Source organism: Streptomyces lienomycini (genome assembly GCF_027947595.1).
In the GTDB taxonomy this organism is placed as follows: domain Bacteria; phylum Actinomycetota; class Actinomycetes; order Streptomycetales; family Streptomycetaceae; genus Streptomyces; species Streptomyces lienomycini.
Genome location: NZ_CP116257.1, coordinates 3,905,875 through 3,921,341, shown reverse-complemented (window position 1 = coordinate 3,921,341; position 15,467 = coordinate 3,905,875). Strand labels below are relative to the sequence as shown.

Here is a 15,467-nt window from a genome sequence, read left to right as displayed (position 1 = left end):
GGTGGCGGCCGTCTGGATGACGTGGTTCTCGTCGGCAGGGGTGAGCAGGCGGGGCGGCCTCCCGCCCCTCGAGGGTCTGCACGGACGCGTCATCCACATCGGCCGACAAGCCTTACGGTGCCTGCTCCTGCGCTGCGGCATCACCTTCCAGCCCACCTAAACCTGGAAGAAGTCGTCCGACCCCAACCCCGACCCCGAGCGCGACGCCAAACTCGACCGTATCGAGCAGGTGCTGAAACGCTTCCCGGACCGGATCTTCACCTTCGACACCTTCGACGAGTTCGGGCAGTTGGGGATCCGCCCTACCGCAGAGTCATGCTGGGCCGAACGCGGCAAGCCCGACCGGCTCCCTGCGTCCTGCCATCGGACGCACGGCGTCACCTACTTCGACGGCTGTTACTCCTCGGCGACGACCGTCTGTGGGGCGCTAACCGCCGTCGCAAGGGCACCGACACCCTGGCCGCGCTGAAGTCGATCCGTGCCGCCCGACCCGACGGCGCCACGATCTGCGTCATCATGGACAACCTTGGCGGCCTCCAGCGTGGCCCTCCGCAGGCGATGGCCTATCTGGTCGGCGGGCTGCGGGACCATCGCACCTATACCGCGTCAACGGAAGTGCCCACGGAATGAGCGGAAAGAGTACACGCGATCCGCAACAACGGACGCAGCGCGGGTTCCTGGCCTACCGAGGTCGCTCCGCGGGATCGGGATTCCAGCCATGACCGCCTCAAGAAGGCTGGCGCGTCGCCAGCCTGCCCCGTGGTGACGTGAACGGACAGAGGTCGTGCCTGGTTGCCGCTGGCCACGCAAATCTTAGTACCCAAGCCACCGCGGGAGCGTCCGAGCGCGTGATCCTCGGGCTCAAACCGGCCGGGCGTCCCTTTTCCTGGCACCGACCGAATGCTGGTGAGCGCGGCAGACGGTGGAGGCCACCGAGTCTGTCCAGCCCACCTCCTCATCGGCATCCACGACTGCAAGGACCACTGCGAGGACCCGTTGCCATGTGCCGTCCACACCCCATCTGATCAGGCGTTTGTGTGCAGTCTAAAAGGGTCCGAGCTCCTCTGGCAGGTCGCGCCAGGGCGAGCAGGTGCGGTACTTCCACGCGCTGGCTTCCAGGGGCCGACGGCGGTCGGCCGCCGTCGTCCGAGGTGTACGGTCGACTCCTCGCACGTCAGGGACACAAAAGAGGGAGCCCGACAGGTCCCTCGCCGGTTGACCGGGGCCGGGCCGATTCGGAGCACCATCTGATCACCGACGGGCACGGCCCCCGCTCGCCGCTCTAGACGAGTCATTCCGATGTGATCAGTGGTCGTAAGCGATCAGAGACCGCCTGACCGGCTGTCCGGTCTTGTGGTTGTCCCAGATCGCCGCCGCCAGCGCGAGGACACGCTGGGCAACGCGATCGGCGACGCCCTCGAAGGTCCGGCCGCCGTGCTGTTCCAGGTCGAGCTGGCCCTTGAGGGTGTCGTTCACCGACTCGATCAACTGCCGCACCGACTTCAGCAAGGACTCGCCCTTGCGACGCTTCTCCCGCTTGAACGACGGCCGCAGCAACACCGCCCCGCCCAAGGCCAGGTCGGCCTCGAACTTTTTGGAGGCGAAGCCCTTGTCTGCGATCAGCAGTAGCCCGGGCCGGTCGGTGACCGCGTCCGGCTCGCGGTCCAGCATGGCCGTCAGCACCTCGCGCTCGTCCAGCTTCGGGTTCGCCAGGGCCCACAGGATCGGCATCCCGGTCGGGGTGCACACCAGATACAGCCGCAGGCCCCAGAAGAACCGTGAACGATCTTGGACGCCCCGTCTGCGTTCTCGGATGTGACTGAGCAGCACAGTTGGCCACCGCGCTTGTGAGTTGGCCAAGCTGAGTATGCATGACAGCGGTCTTACTGGTCGGTCACGAGGTTCGATGGAGCGCACGGCACCCCAGCCCTCGTTGGGCACGTCGGCAGCGGAGGGGGATGGGCACGCTCGTACTGCTCGTGCCAAGCAGTGATCGTGAAGATCAGTGCAATGGCTGCGATGAGCAGTTGGACCGCTCCGGCAAACGGATGCGCCAAGTACAGGACGATTCCGGCGATCACGAGTACGGCCAGTGTGAACCCGCCAAGCCAAAGGATCGGAACCCAGTCCATGGGGGGCGTCCCGGCCCGCTCGTCTGCACGGCCCCATCCGCGGATTCCCAACGTCAGCGCCAGCAGGAAAGCGACCGGGATCTCGATGAGCAGCGCGATCAGGGTCAGGCAGCCACCCGCGAACCCGTCACCTCGCGAGTCCGGAGGCTGCCCGGACTGACAGCCGTTACCTGGCATGCGCGGTGTACGCGAACTCGGCTCGAAGGGCATGGTCACACGCTCGTACGACGCGCCGTGCAGTCCTTGCGGCGTCCGCGACGACGCTCGGCGTGGCTTACGCCGACGATGACAGCACGCCGGCAGCCCCGGCTGCGGCCACCGACGAGATGCCCCATGCCGTGGAGGACTTCAACTACCCTGGCGCATCCCGAATTCACGAGGAGACGGGTGCCCTCCTCAAGCGCGGTGACGGTCACATCGTGATGACTTCCTGCGACGGCAGTGAAGATATCTGGATCATGAGCCGGACTGGGCAGCAAGATTTTTGCTTCGACATCACAGCCAAGCCCGCCTTCCTCACCGTCGAGATACCCAAGGCGCACGGAATCTGGACCTCGGCCGACCCGGTGAAGACCACTGTGCGTGAAGACGACGGCACCACTACCGTCATCAACGCCCCCGCCAATGACTTCACCGGGTATGGAGAATCCGGCGCCTCTGGGGAACCAACCATGCTCATCGAACTGCGCATCAGCTAACCTCTGTCATCCTGAATACCTTTCAGCCAAACCGCGACGAGCGAGGCCCCCGGGCTGTTGGTCGAGATGTCTGACATCTCCATCACGCTGTTCGGGGACCTCGTCGGCGACCGGCCAACCGGCCGGCATGTGCGTCCCGGTTCCGGCGATTGGTGTGGTCGCGGGCCGCCTTCCGGGCTCAGCTTCCTGGGCCTGGGTCCCCAGCCGCACACGCCCGAATGGGGGACCGTGCTCTCCGGGGGGGTCCACCTGGCGCGCAGTCCCGGGCCGCTTATCGGCTTCCTCCTCCAGGACGCCTGGCCTCCCTCGATCCGCTGCGCCGCGTCGGCGCCGAGATCGCCGAGCCCGTGCGCACCCACCGGTTGCCGCCCCGCGCGGAACTGGGGCCCCGCGTCCGGTCATTGCTCGCCGACGCCGGATGCCACAGCTCCAGGGACTCCGGGGCGCGCTGTTGGGGCCGCGGCGCGCGAGCACCTTCGTCCTGTCTGTGTCGATCCCCGTGCAATGTGCGCGGCCTTGCCGGCAGCCGTCCCCGCCCAGAGCTCGAGCACCCGAGCCGCCCTCGCCGATCGGCTGACTGGTCTCTGCAGACGAAAACGCCGACGTGCCCATACAGAACGACCTCCGTTCGTTCATTCCAATGAGCGGCCGAGTCGTCGCAGGGCACTGGGTAGCCAGTCGGTCAAAGCCACGACCACGGCCTGAACGAGCCAAAGGCACCCCCAGGCCCCTGGGTCTCCCGATTGTGCGAAGGACCGCAATCGGCCCGCCAACAAGTTGGAGGGGCTTGCCAGTTGGACCCTAGGAGCGGCAGGTGGCCCGATGGGGGCGAACGCTGGTTCTGTCCGGTGAGCTTCCGCAGGGGGTGTTGTCGGTGGGTGCTGGCAGAGTGCGTGTATGACGGGATAGCGAGAGCGCCCGTATGCCGCGGACCCTCAGGGGGTTGCCGGCAGTGGCGCAAGAACTGCTGTTGGATACGGACTGGGCTTCTCACCAGCACGCCTACGGCTCGGGCGAGGACATACCAGTCTCTCTGTGCTCCCTCGTGGACGAGGATGCCGAGGTGCGTTCCCGGGCGCTGGCCGCGTTGGACATGAGCGTGCTGCACCAGGGCTCGCTGTACACGGTCACCGCGCCCGCGGCACTGTTCGTCGCCGCGATCCTCGACCATCCCATGGGCGTCACCGAGCACGAGGGACACTTCCCGTGGGCTGACGGGCCGCCGCGTAGTTTGCGCGCCGCTCTGCTCGGCTGGCTGGGTCAGGTGGCTGAGTCGGCGGCCTACGGGGAGGATCCGGCGCGGGATCGAGCCAACTGGGAGTGGCAGCCCTGGGACAAGGACCCGCGCGGCGAGCGCGACCCCGACGAGCTCGCCGCGCTGCAAGCGTGCCGGGACATTCGACCCGCCCTGTACGACGCCGTCGAGCCGTTCCTCTCCTCCTCCGACCCCCACGTCTGTGAGACCGCGCTCGGCGCGGCGATTCCGCTCCTGTACGCCCCGGCCCTCGCCGACCGGATACCGCGTGCCGCCGCGCTACTGAGGGCCCGGCTGGGCTCCATGACGGGCCGACGGGAGCGAGCGGCCGTAGCGCGGGCGCTGAGCCTCTGGGGGACGGACACCTCCGACCTGCTCGCCGACTCCGACCCGGCCGTGCGGGTCTGCGCAGCGCTCGGTCCCGTCCGCATCGATCGGCCTCGCGCTCTCGCCGTGCTCCTCGACGCGCTGAAAGACCCCCGCACGACAGACGGATGGTTCCCGGAGCCGCTGCGGGGGGTCGACGGGCGGTTCCGGTTCACCGTGCTGCGTTCCGCGCTCGACCTGGCCTCGTCGTTCGAGGAGGTCGCGCCCGTGGCCATCGCCATGGTGACCGGCGGCCACAAGTCCATCGTCGACCATGAAAGCGGGCCGATCCTGTTCAGAGCCTTCCCCGGGGGCTACGACCCGACCCGCTCGCTCACCTCCGCCCAACGTGCGCTGCTGCGGGCGTTCGTGCACACCGACGAGGCGACGGGCAGCGTCCGCGGCAACTGGTTGTGGTTCCGCGCGACGGGGCTGCCAGAGAACCGGGAGGGCATCGCTGCGTTGCTGTGCGGGGACCGCCGCCGCTCCACATACCCATGACCTCCCCGCCTGACGCTGAGCACCGAAGCCGCCCACCCGGGCCGCCTACGGGGCTCAGTCACAGTGGCCTTGTCCGCGAGGCGACGAATGCCGTGTGCCGTCCGCGCTGATCTGGTCAATCTCTACTGTTTCGGTCCGCGCTCGGATATCGGACATCGGAAGGGCTCCGCCGCAGACAGGTCGCCGAGTCCGGAACAGGGCGTGGCCGCCCTCGCCCTCAGGGACGAACTCCTCGTGGTCGACTTTTAAGCCCGCCTGCGCCAGCCATGGGCGCGTCGTGGAGGTGTGTCCCGGGGGCGGGCTCCACCCCATCGGGTCGCCCCCCGAGCGGCCGATGCCGCGCCGGCGTTGTGCGGGGGCGAAGACCCTGCGCAGTTCGGCCACGCCGGTGAAGGTGGCCGACGCCGGTTCGGAGTCCAGGTTGCCGGCGTCCGCGAGGAGGCGGGGCGATGGTCGTTTTCCCGATGCAGTCCTGTCCGACGACGCCTTCCAGCTGGGTGGGGCGCAGGCGGTCGGCGAGTGTCCGGGCAGGCTCGTCGTCGAAGAGCGGCAGGGTCGCTTCGGTCGGTTCCGTCGGTCTCTCGGATCCGGGAAGGGCGGCGGAGGCACAGGTGTGTGTACGTGGGTTCGCGAACGGGACGCTGTCCGAGAGGAGTTCAGCCGTTCTGCGCGCTCATCGGGCTGTGGGGCGGTCGCGCCGGGGCAGCCGCCCGACGGCCAGGTCGTAGGAATCCTCGACCGCGTCGGTGACCAGCCGCTTGGTGATGCCAGGGCCGGGACCGAGCGAGATCCAGTGTCGTTTGTCGAGGTAGCGGCCCGGTGTGATCGAGGCATAGCCGTGTTTCAGCGTGCGGGAGTGTTCGGGTTCGCTTTTGACCGTGATGATCTGTTCGTCCGGGTCGTCGGTGACGATCAGGAACACTCTGCCCGCAACCTTGTACACGTCGAGTCCGGGGGTGAAGGGGTATCCGTGGCTGACGTCGGGGAGAGCGAGGGCCGTCCGGCGGGCGGTGTCCTGGAGCCGGTCACCGGCCGCGCTCACCGGGCCGCCCGCATGCCGGTGCCGTAGGTGTGCGGGTCTACGGGCTGTTCCGCCTTGGGCAGGAGGACGACGACGAGCCGGTAGGAGTCGGTGACGAGCTCCCTGACGAGCTCCATGTCGACGCCGTCCCCGCTCTCCAGCGTGATCCAGTGCTTCTTGTTCATGTGGTAGCCGGGGGTGATATGGCTGTACTGCTCCCGCAGGGCGTGAGCCTCGCCGGGGTCCGCCTTGAGGATGACGACGGGACGCCCGGGGACCTCGGTCATCAGCATGAACACCTTGCCGCGTACTTTGAAGACCTCCCAGTCGTCGCCGAAGGGATGCTCAAGCTGGGCTCCGGGAAGCTCCTCGGCGCAGGCGGCTGCGGCCCTGTGCAGGGTCGTTCCGTTCATGGACGTCTCCTCCCTCAGATGGGCGCGGGCTGGGCACCATGTGACGCGAGCGCGCCGCGCGGTCGCGGCGGCACCTCCCACTCTCTCCCCGAAACCGAAATGAGGCGCGTTAGACTGCGGACACGTGATGGTCGACAAGCGACACCTCAGCCTGAGCGGTCAGGCGGGACCCGCCACGGTTCCGCTGTACGCTTTCCAGCCCCCGGTCGGCACTCCGTACGGCCTGGAGGTGAACACCATCGAGGATTTCTTCGTCCAGCACGACGACTGGCCGTGGAACCCTCCCCGGCCGGGCCGCGCCACCTTCCACTACCTCATCGCGGTCACCGAGGGCGAGCTGCGGCACGATGTCGACCACGTCACGCGGACCGTCGCCCCCGGCCAGTGGCTCTGGGTGCGTCCGGGACACACGCTGTGCTGGCATCCGCCCGGCTCCGCCCGGGGCCCGTTCATCCTGTTCGAACCGGATGTACTACGGCCGGACATCGCCCGTCTGCTGGCCCCGCTCACCGCGCATGACGCCCCGGCCGTGCTGAGCCCGCACGCCGGTGACTCCGCCTGGCTCCAGCAGTCGGCGTTCCAGCTCCTGGACGAACACCGCGCACTGGGGCGCCGCCCCCTCGACATCCACCACGCCCTACGCCGCAGCCTGCTCGAATCCCTGCTGCTGCGCCTGGCCAACGCCCCGGGCATCGCCCCGACCGGCACAGCCACGACCGGCACGAGCCGCACCGACAGGTACGGACGCTTCCTGGACGCCCTGGAACTGCACTTCCGTGAGCTGCACCACGCCGCGGACTACGCCGAGTTGCTCGGCTGTTCGGTCCGCACCCTCAGCCGCGCCGCCCGGGACGCCACCGGCAAGGGGGTACGCGAACTCATCGACGAACGACGCCTCCTTGAAGCTCGGCGCCTGCTGGGAGGTGCCCGGTGGGAAGCCCGGGCCGTGGCCGCTCACCTCGGCTTCACCGACCCCGCGAACTTCGGCCGCTTCGTCCGCGACCGCACCGGTCTCGCCCCGGCCGCCTTCGCTGCCCGCGAGGCGAGGACCGGCGCGTGACGCGAACGCGGCGGACGCCCGCTCGCCCGTCAGGAGGCGATGGCTGTCGTCGCCGCCCGCGGGAACGCCCAGCGGGAGTACCCGATGTGTCACTCGCCGTCGAGCGCCGGAACACCTTGGTGGCGTTCCAGGTGCGCAGGTGCCGTTCGTTGCCGTCGGCGGCGAGAGCGTAGGTGTTCGGGTCGTAGGCCAGGAGCGTGAATTCACCACTGCCGGTGACGCTCATCGCCGGGTTGAGGTACTTGCTGCGGACGATGCGCGGGTTCGAGCGGAGCGAGTCGCTGTGTGCGATGGCCTTGCCGCTTGTCGCGTCACACGATCGGTTCTCAGCCGTCCACGACGACGACGTGCTTGCCCGGCATGGTGCCTGACTCGAGGTCGGCCTGGGCGTCACGGACCTGTTCCAGGCCGTGGTAGACCTTCGCGACCGGAACCTTGAGGTGTCCTGCGGCGATGGCCTGGAGCTGCTGGGCGAAGACGTCGGCCGGGAGGTCGGCGGCCTCACCGCCGTAGGAGGTGAGGCGTACCCCGCCCGGGATCATGAACGGGGTGAAGTCGGGGATGGACCACTGGCCCGCCAGGGCTCCGGTGAAGCAGACCGTACCGTGCAGGCGGACGGTGCGGAGGGTGTCGGCGAGGACCGAGCAGCCCACCAGCTCCAGTGCGGCGTCCACTCCGTCCGGCACCAGCTCGCGCACCTGGCCGGCGAGGGTGCCGTCGTCGACGAGGGGATGGTCGACGCCCGCTGCCCGCAGTTCTCCGGCCCGGCCGGGGCTGCGGGTGGTGGACAGTACGGTCGCTCCGAGGTCTTTTGCGATCGTGGCCGCGCTCAGCCCGACCGTGGAGGTGCCGCCGCGGATCAGCAGCGTCTGCCCGGACTTGAGGTCCAGGCCCCGAGTGAGGGATCCGTAGGCGGTCTGGAACATCTCGGGCAGTGCGCCGACCACGTCCCACGGGAGGGCGGTCTCGAACGGGATGACCTGCGCCTCCGGGACGGTGACGTACTGGGCGTACGCGCCGTCGTAGGAGCGGCCCATACCGCCCATCATCGTGGCTACCTGCTGGCCCGGCCGCAGTCCGCTGTCCTCGTCGGCGACATCGACCACGCCGACGCCCTCGATGCCGGGTACACGCGGGTAGGTGACCACCGCGTCCGACTCGCCCTTGCGGGTGATGACCTCGGACTCGTTGACGCCGAACGCCTTGACCTTGATCCGTACCCAGCCGGGTTTGCGGACGGGTACCGGCACGTCCTCGATCTGAAGTGCGTCCAGGCCGCCGGGCCGGGTGACGATCACGGCCCGCATCGTCGCCTGTGCGGCGCCGCCGGCTGCTGACGACTGACTCATGTGACTCATGCCGAGTTCCTCACTCTGTTCGTCCCCCTTGGTGCGCTGTTCCGTGTCGCCTGCCGGCCGTCAGGGGCGCTCGATGCCCGCCCACAGGTCCAGGGCGGCCTGGTAACGGGCGGTGATCCCGAAGGGAGGATTGCCGACCGTTCCGAGGTGGGCCGGTCCGTGACGGCGGGCCACCGGCGGAAATGCTCGCCGGTGGCGAAGTCGAGCACGATGTCGCGGATACGGCCTGCTCCGCGCTGCGGCCAGGCCGTTCTTCGCCGACCAGGGCGTACATCTCAGTGCCGTGTGCGGCGGGCGCGGCCTCGGCGGGACCGATCATCAGAAGACGGGCACCGCCGCCCGCGGCGGCGTGGGCGAGGGCACCGCGGGCGGTGGGGAGCGCGAAGAGGTAGTCCGGTACGAGCGCGGCACGGACCTCGGTCGGAGTGCGGCCGTCCTGATGGTAAGCGTCGATGAGCCTTCTCGCTCGGGAGCGGGGAGTGCGCCACCCCGCGACCTCGTCGACTGCTTCACCCACCGCCACGCTCGAGGGCGTAGCGGAAGACGCCCGGACTGGTGCCGTGTGGCTCGCTCGCCTGTCTTCGCGATCACGGGGCCGATGCCTCGCTGCCAGGGCGGGCGACGGTACGTGTCGTGGTCGTAGCCGCGGTCGGCCAGGAGTGCGTCGGGGCGTCGGCGGGAATCTTGTCGAGGAGCGGCACGAGTTGGGTGAGGTCGTCCGCGGTCTACTCCGGTCAGCTCCGGTCAGTGACACCGCGAGTGGGATGCCCTGCCCGTCGACGATGTGGTGGTGTTTGCCCGGCCGTGCGCGGTCGATTCGCCCAGCAGCAGCTGGTGGAGCTGGCACGCCGGCGTCGTTCCAGGCGGCGAGGCGCCGCCAGTAGGTCATGCCCGAGCCGAGGCCGACAGTTTCATGATCAGCAGCTTGCCGAGGCTGGTCGGGTCGCCCTGCCGGGCGCGGTGGCCTCCGCGCACAGAGCGACAGCCCGCAGAACGGGTTACGGCAGGCTGAGGCCCTTGCGCGAGCACCCGGACCACCCGCGCGTCCTCGCCACCTTCTTCAACCATGCGCCCAGTGGGTCACGAGCTGCTGCCGAAGAACGTCGAAGGCAGCCGCGCCAAGCTGAAAGGGCTGGTCAAGCTCGACATTCTCGCCGACGTCGGCACCGGCAACTTCATGAGGAGGTCATGGCCGGACATCTACGGCCGGCAGTCTCTGGCCACTATCTGGTGTGCGTACTGGTCGTCAGGACCGATGTCTTGGACTGCCTTCTGGGCTTCTTGCACCCGACCCGTCTCGCACATCAGTCGAACGAGGACGTACAAGGCGCCGCGGTCGCCGTCTTCGGCGCGGTCACGCAGCGCCGCCTCCATGCCCCGCTCTCGAAGCGATCTGTTGAGTCTTCGACGTGCGTGGCTATCGGTGAGGGCGCGCTCCGTAAGCTCTGCTACCCGTTCCGCCCGGGCCAGCAGGTCCATATGCCACAGATGATTGTCGTGCATGTCTGGATCGTCGGAGAAACACTCGGCGTGGGCGCTTACCAGCGCGATCGCCACATCCCATTCTGGGAGCTGTTCCGCCGCCCGAGCTCGCTCCAACCAGTCCACAGGACCAGTATCCCCCGTCGCCCCACCGGACAGCGCGTTCGAAGTAACCGCTGATGAACACCAATTCAAGGCAAGTCACGGCCCAAGGCTCCCAAACCGACCTCTCAGGGGCGCCTTTGCTACGAAGCGCGGCGAGAGGGGGTGGGGATCGTGGCTGCCGTGTCAGCCGGCCGGTCCCTGCGGTCCGCATGGAGGTGGCAGCACCAGGACACCCGCCGACTCGTAGCCGGGGTATGTCCGCACCCGTGATTGCCACCGTGCATCACACACCCCGCCGGACGGAAGGCCGCGCCCGTCCGGCTCCCATCAGGCACTGGCCGTGATCCGGTCACCGGCAAGGAGGTCACCTGCCGCAGCAACGGCCCTCACTCCATGTACGTCTGCATTGTCGGTGCCTGCCACGGTTGTCAAGTAAGGTCCGGGACAAGACCCGTATCCTTACTCTATGGATACACCGAGTGTAGTCCTTGAGGTTCACGTCAGACCGTCACTCAGCGCGCTCTGGTTCCACCGGATGTTCACCAGGCCAGTGGTGCAGGTCGACGCGCAGGAGCACACCGGGAGTTGGGGTGTGATCGAGGTCCCTGTAACGGCCGGGGGACATAGCATCAACGTCTTCTTCCGCTATCGGGGGCAGAGCCGGACTCGACTCGGCGAGGGCAGCCGGGAGTTCGCTGTCGGGCCGGGTGACGGACGCTTGGTCATCACAGCCGTGCTTGGCCCACTCAACGGCAGCAACTTCCGTATCGCGGAGCCCGTCTCTTCCTGATCCTTGCCGTGGGTGACGCCGTCCTCGCGGGCGGATGAGATGTGCAGGTCGTCGGCTGCTGCGAACGAGCGCAGCTGGGTCTGGGTCCAGGTGCTCATGATGGTCTCCGGTACGGGGCGGGGGTGACCCGGCGCGGTGGTGCGGTGAAGCGTGTGTGCCGCGTCCCGGGCCGGGCGCCCCCGTTGGGGGGGGTTCAGTGGGTGGTGTATCCGCCGTCGACGGGCAGTGCGACGCCGATCACGAAGCTGGCTCCGGGGCTGCACAGCCACAGCGCAGCGGCGGCGACCTCCTCGGCCTGGCCGAGGCGCCCGATGGGCTGCTCGTTCATGATCGCGGCCATGGCCTCGGCCTGCCCTTCGAGCATGTCGGCGACCATCGGGGTCTCGATCACGCCGGGGCAGACGGCGTTGATGCGGATGCCCTTGGGCGCGTACTCGACCGCGGCGCTCTTGGTCAGGCCGATCACACCGTGCTTGGAGGCGTGGTAGGCGGCGCGTTCGGGCAGGCCGACCAGTCCGCCGAGGGAGGAGCAGTTGACGATCGCGCCGGAGCCCTGGGTGCGCATCTGGCGCAGTTCGTGCTTCTGGGCGGCCCACACGCCGCGCAGGTTGACGCCGTTGACCAGGTCGAAGTCCTCGGCCGTCTCGTCGGCGGCGTCCGAGGGCGGGACCTGGATACCGGCGTTGTTGAAGGCCATGTCCAGGCGGCCGTAGGTGTCCACCGCGCTCCGGACCATGGCGGCGGCCTGGTTCTCGTCGGTGACGTCGCACACCACACCGATGGCCTGGTGTCCGGCGTCGGTGAGCTCCTTCGCCGCCGTCTGCACGGCGGCCTCGTTCACGTCGGCCAGTACGACGGCTGCGCCGGCCTGGGCGAAGGCACGGGCGGCGGCCAGTCCCATGCCGGAGGCCGCGCCGGTGACCAGGGCGACCTGGCCTTCGAAGTTGTATTGCGGGTTCATGCTCAGGGTTCCCATCTCTGTGGCAGGCGGGCCCGACGTTCGGGGAACCGCCTCGTGCGGGGGGGGTGTGTGACAGTGCGTTCTCGCCACGCCGGAAATGCCCGCATGCTCTCTTCCGTAGGCGCGGGAGGGTGTGCGGGGGCTGGATGGTTCCGGGCGCCCCGGCGAATGTCAGGAGGTACGGGCGGGGCGGCGCTTCGGGCTGCTTGTCCTCCGCCATCACTGACTCCTTTCCGCGCGAAGGCCCGGCTCGTTCCCGCACTCGCAGGGAAGGGCACCGCCTTCCATTTCGCCTTCCCTGTGCGGTGTGTGCCACCTGACGCAGAGGCGGCCGTCTGCTGGCTTGATTTCGATGAAACGGCAGGTCACGCGTGTGCGGAAGGGCCCGCTGTTACGTGTACTGGCAGGGCACCCCTCACTTGCTGCGATCGTCGTAGCCTCGAAGACATGGACAACCGCAGCGAGGTCCGCGAGTTCCTCACCAGCCGTCGTGCGAAGATCACGCCGCAGCAGGCGGGCCGGCCCGCCGCAGGACACCGGCGGGTCAAGGGGCTGCGCCGCGAAGAGGTCGCGATGCTCGCCGGGGTGAGCGCCGAGTACTACGCCCGCATGGAACGCGGAAACCTCTCCGGCACCTCCGAGGCCGTCCTGGACTCCCTGGCACGGGCGCTGCAGCTCGACGAATCCGAGCGCGCCCACCTCATGGATCTGGCCCGGACCGCCGGCACGACCCGCCGGCCCGCACGCCGCCGCACGGCACAGCCCATCCGGCCCCGCCGGTCAACATGGCCCGCTACCAGTTTCTCAACCCCGGCGCCGCGCAGTACATGTCCGAACTGGAGCAGCAAAGGCCGCGGCCGCAGCTCTCCTGCGCACCGAGGCCGGGCAGGATCCGTACAACCGTGACCTGAGCGACCTGATCGGTGAACTCTCCACCCGCAGCGAGGACTTCCGTTCGCTGTGGGCCGCGCACAACGTGCGCCTGCACCACACTGGCGTCAAGCGCTTCCGCCACCCCGCCGTCGGCGACCTGGTCCTCGCCTTCGAAGCCCTGCCCGTACCGACCGATCCGGGTCTGACCCTCACCGCCATGAGCGCCGAACCCGGCACGACGTCGGCCGACGGACTCAAACTGCTCGCCAGCTGGGCCGCCACACTCGACGGGGCCCACGAACCGAAGGGCGAACCCAGCCACTGCCAGGACGCCGCATGCCGGCCCTGAGCACTCGCCCGGCAGCAAGATGGGAGACGCCGGGGCACGACCACGCTCCGCCATGCCTCGATCCTTCGCCTGGATCGCCGGCGAGCGCTCCAGGTACCGCACGGGACCGTCCCAGGGTTCGGCTCCGCGAGGGCCTCGACGAGGACCGCCGGTAGGCCGTGCCCACGCCCACGCCGGTGTAGTGGGCGACGTCGTTGAGCGTTGCCTCGAGCCCGCTGTCTCAGCCGGCTTCCTCGCCCTCGCGGTCGGACTCGGCCCCGTCGGGCTGCTGACCCGGATCGTCTCCGACCTGCGTTTCGGCTGAGCCTTCAGCCGCGCTCCGTACCGCGCGGCGGGTCCTCACCGGGGCCCTTGAGGTCGAAGGCCGTCGAGGAGGATGTCCAGGAGGCGATCGGCTGTGACCGCAGGGCCCGACTGGTGCGCGACGGTGAAGATCCCGATGAGGCTCGCTGCGATCTCTTCGGCGGTGACGTCGGGCCGCAGGTCTCCGGCGGCGCGACCGGCGTCGAGGATCGTCGATATGGCGTTCAGAAGGTTGTCCCTGGTTTGGGCGTGGCCGACCGCGCCGGACTCGATCAGGGTCAGCAGGGTGTCGAGCATGCCGTTCTTCGTCGCGATCCAGTTGCCGAAGAGGTCCATCCAGCGTCGCATCGCAACCGCAGGGGTCTCGGCCGCGAGCAGGTCCTCGGCGCCGTTGGTGAGGCGGACGACTTGGTCGCTGTAGACGGCCTCCACGAGGGACTCGCGCGTCGGGAAGTGGCGGTAGAGCGTCGCGATACCGACACCGGCCTCGCGAGCGATAGCGCGCATGGACGTCTCGGCGTCGGCCGAGGCGAGCATGCGGGTGGCGACCTCGAGCAGTTGTTCGCGGTTGCGGGCGGCGTCGGCCCGTGTCGCACGCGACCTGGGACTCGTCAAACGGATCACGCTCCGGTTATGCTGGATGTCATAAACGGAGCATAGTCCGTTTGAGGTGGCTCACGAACACGACGAAACGAGTAGGACATGCAGCGACATGGCGACACACTCCGAGACGGCGCGAGCAGGGCTGTCCTGCTCGACTCGTTCGGCGGCCCGGAGGTCCTGACACTCAAGGACGTACCCGAACCTCAGGCGGGCGCCGGTCAGATCCGTGTCCGCGTGTCAGCGGCCGGGCTGAATCCCATGGACTGGTTCATGACCGCCGACCCCGAGACGGCGGCACGGTTCGGCCTGAGCCTGCCCTGCGGCTTCGGGACCGACTACTCCGGAGTCGTCGACCAGGTCGGGGCCGACGCGAGCGGCTACGCATTGGGCGACCGCGTGTTCGGCACGGCCCTGTCCCGGGCGGTCGCCGACCACATCGTCCTCGACGCGAACGGGAACATCGCCAGCGGCATCGCCCACCGCACCCCGGACGGCGTCGACGACCGTACCGCCGCCACGCTTGCGATCGCGGGCAGCACCGCGTCCGCCGCCCTCGACGTCCTCGGCCTCGGTCCGGGCGACACGGTCCTGATCGGCGGCGCGGGCGGCGGGGTCGGCGTGTTCGCCGTGCAGCTGGCACGCATCGCGGGCGCGCGTGTCATCGGTACCGGCTCGCCGTCGTCGGCCCAGTACCTGCGAAGTCTCGGCGCCGAACCGGTCGCTTACGGCGAGGGCCTGGCCGGCAGAGTCCGCGACCTCGGTGCGGGCACTGTCACCGCGGCCCTGGACCTGCACGGCACGGACACGGTGCACGTCGCACGCGAACTGGAGGTCCCGGACGACCGTATCTGCACCATCGCGGGCCAGGTCCACGGCATTCCCGCTGCCAGCGGCGCCAACGCCGCGCCCGGCGCCCTGGAGAGCATCGCGCGCCTTGTCGAGGCAGGCCGCCTGCGTGTACCCATCGCGGCGGCCTACCCCGTCGAGGACATCCGCGCGGCCGTCGAACTCCAGGCAGCCCGACACGTCCGCGGCAAGGTCGTCATCGACCTCTGAGGTGCCCGGCTGCGGGCATCCGGCGCAGGGTGAGAACGTACGTCGTGGGGCCGCCGGTCGCCGCCGCTGCACGACGACTGCGGTCCGGGGCGGCTGAACGCCGTCACGCGCGCACGGCTCCACCGGAGGAAGCCCCGGCAC

General features: G+C 69.1%; 13 protein-coding genes and 5 pseudogenes. 9 read left to right on the top strand and 9 right to left on the bottom strand.

What is annotated here, in order from left to right:
- Positions 1 to 67: 67 nt before the first annotated feature.
- Positions 68 to 528: pseudogene (locus BJ961_RS17660) on the top strand (IS630 family transposase); the annotation flags it as partial.
- A gap of 18 nt (positions 529 to 546) precedes the next feature.
- Here the strand turns inward: BJ961_RS17660 and BJ961_RS17655 are convergent.
- Positions 547 to 1,137, bottom strand: a pseudogene (locus tag BJ961_RS17655) (IS5 family transposase); the annotation flags it as partial.
- A gap of 12 nt (positions 1,138 to 1,149) precedes the next feature.
- On the opposite strand from BJ961_RS17655, the pseudogene BJ961_RS17650 reads away from it, so the two are divergent.
- Positions 1,150 to 1,268: pseudogene (locus tag BJ961_RS17650) on the top strand (IS5/IS1182 family transposase); the annotation flags it as partial.
- Between the two features lie 37 nt (positions 1,269 to 1,305).
- Here BJ961_RS17650 and BJ961_RS17645 read toward each other — a convergent pair.
- Together BJ961_RS17645 and BJ961_RS17640 are read right to left on the bottom strand one after the other, a co-directional pair.
- Positions 1,306 to 1,782 (bottom strand): annotated as a pseudogene (locus BJ961_RS17645) (transposase); the annotation flags it as partial.
- A gap of 101 nt (positions 1,783 to 1,883) precedes the next feature.
- The gene (locus tag BJ961_RS17640) at positions 1,884 to 2,342 is read right to left on the bottom strand and encodes a DUF6234 family protein (protein WP_271413797.1); all 459 of its coding nucleotides are present in this window, start codon (positions 2,340 to 2,342) and stop codon (positions 1,884 to 1,886) included.
- Positions 2,343 to 2,401: 59 nt separating this feature from the next.
- On the opposite strand from BJ961_RS17640, the gene BJ961_RS17635 reads away from it, so the two are divergent.
- Both BJ961_RS17635 and BJ961_RS17630 read left to right on the top strand, forming a co-directional pair.
- Positions 2,402 to 2,830 carry a hypothetical protein gene (locus BJ961_RS17635; protein ID WP_271413796.1) on the top strand — a complete coding sequence of 143 codons (429 nt, stop codon included), beginning with the start codon at positions 2,402 to 2,404 and terminating at the stop codon, positions 2,828 to 2,830.
- A gap of 1,063 nt (positions 2,831 to 3,893) precedes the next feature.
- Complete coding sequence (locus BJ961_RS17630; protein ID WP_271413795.1) at positions 3,894 to 4,952, top strand: hypothetical protein; 1,059 nt, start codon at positions 3,894 to 3,896, stop codon at positions 4,950 to 4,952.
- A gap of 673 nt (positions 4,953 to 5,625) precedes the next feature.
- Here the strand turns inward: BJ961_RS17630 and BJ961_RS17625 are convergent.
- Together BJ961_RS17625 and BJ961_RS17620 are read right to left on the bottom strand one after the other, a co-directional pair.
- Positions 5,626 to 5,994 (bottom strand): MmcQ/YjbR family DNA-binding protein, encoded by a 369-nt coding sequence (locus BJ961_RS17625; RefSeq protein WP_271413794.1) that lies wholly within the window; start codon positions 5,992 to 5,994, stop codon positions 5,626 to 5,628.
- Positions 5,991 to 6,386 carry an MmcQ/YjbR family DNA-binding protein gene (locus tag BJ961_RS17620; RefSeq protein WP_271413793.1) on the bottom strand — a complete coding sequence of 132 codons (396 nt, stop codon included), beginning with the start codon at positions 6,384 to 6,386 and terminating at the stop codon, positions 5,991 to 5,993. The genes BJ961_RS17625 and BJ961_RS17620 overlap by 4 nt, the downstream gene beginning before the upstream one ends.
- Before the next feature lie 124 nt (positions 6,387 to 6,510).
- On the opposite strand from BJ961_RS17620, the gene BJ961_RS17615 reads away from it, so the two are divergent.
- Complete coding sequence (locus BJ961_RS17615; RefSeq protein ID WP_271413792.1) at positions 6,511 to 7,446, top strand: helix-turn-helix domain-containing protein; 936 nt, start codon at positions 6,511 to 6,513, stop codon at positions 7,444 to 7,446.
- A gap of 326 nt (positions 7,447 to 7,772) precedes the next feature.
- Here BJ961_RS17615 and BJ961_RS17610 read toward each other — a convergent pair whose 3' ends face one another.
- From BJ961_RS17610 to BJ961_RS17595, 3 genes are all read right to left on the bottom strand, one after another.
- On the bottom strand, positions 7,773 to 8,795 hold the full coding sequence (locus BJ961_RS17610) for an alcohol dehydrogenase catalytic domain-containing protein (protein ID WP_271417073.1): 1,023 nt from the start codon (positions 8,793 to 8,795) through the stop codon (positions 7,773 to 7,775).
- 1,209 nt (positions 8,796 to 10,004) lie between these two features.
- Complete coding sequence (locus BJ961_RS17600) at positions 10,005 to 10,361, bottom strand: hypothetical protein (protein WP_271413791.1); 357 nt, start codon at positions 10,359 to 10,361, stop codon at positions 10,005 to 10,007.
- A 1,013-nt stretch (positions 10,362 to 11,374) separates the two neighbouring features.
- The gene (locus tag BJ961_RS17595; protein ID WP_271413790.1) at positions 11,375 to 12,142 is read right to left on the bottom strand and encodes a glucose 1-dehydrogenase; all 768 of its coding nucleotides are present in this window, start codon (positions 12,140 to 12,142) and stop codon (positions 11,375 to 11,377) included.
- 105 nt (positions 12,143 to 12,247) lie between these two features.
- On the opposite strand from BJ961_RS17595, the pseudogene BJ961_RS36285 reads away from it, so the two are divergent.
- The 3 genes and pseudogenes from BJ961_RS36285 to BJ961_RS17585 form a co-directional block, all read left to right on the top strand.
- Positions 12,248 to 12,784, top strand: a pseudogene (locus BJ961_RS36285) (helix-turn-helix domain-containing protein); the annotation flags it as partial.
- Positions 12,785 to 12,848: 64 nt separating this feature from the next.
- Entirely contained in the window at positions 12,849 to 13,364 is a 516-nt protein-coding gene (locus BJ961_RS17590) for an MmyB family transcriptional regulator (protein WP_456300707.1), read from the top strand.
- 181 nt (positions 13,365 to 13,545) lie between these two features.
- Positions 13,546 to 13,668 carry a hypothetical protein gene (locus BJ961_RS17585; RefSeq protein ID WP_271413789.1) on the top strand — a complete coding sequence of 41 codons (123 nt, stop codon included), beginning with the start codon at positions 13,546 to 13,548 and terminating at the stop codon, positions 13,666 to 13,668.
- Between the two features lie 35 nt (positions 13,669 to 13,703).
- Here the strand turns inward: BJ961_RS17585 and BJ961_RS17580 are convergent, their stop codons facing one another.
- A complete protein-coding gene (locus BJ961_RS17580; protein WP_271413788.1) occupies positions 13,704 to 14,282 on the bottom strand; it encodes a TetR/AcrR family transcriptional regulator in 579 nt (192 codons plus the stop codon).
- A gap of 87 nt (positions 14,283 to 14,369) precedes the next feature.
- Here BJ961_RS17580 and BJ961_RS17575 point away from each other — a divergent pair, with 87 nt between their 5' ends.
- Positions 14,370 to 15,326 carry an NADP-dependent oxidoreductase gene (locus BJ961_RS17575; protein WP_271413787.1) on the top strand — a complete coding sequence of 319 codons (957 nt, stop codon included), beginning with the start codon at positions 14,370 to 14,372 and terminating at the stop codon, positions 15,324 to 15,326.
- The last annotated feature ends 141 nt before the right edge of the window (positions 15,327 to 15,467 follow it).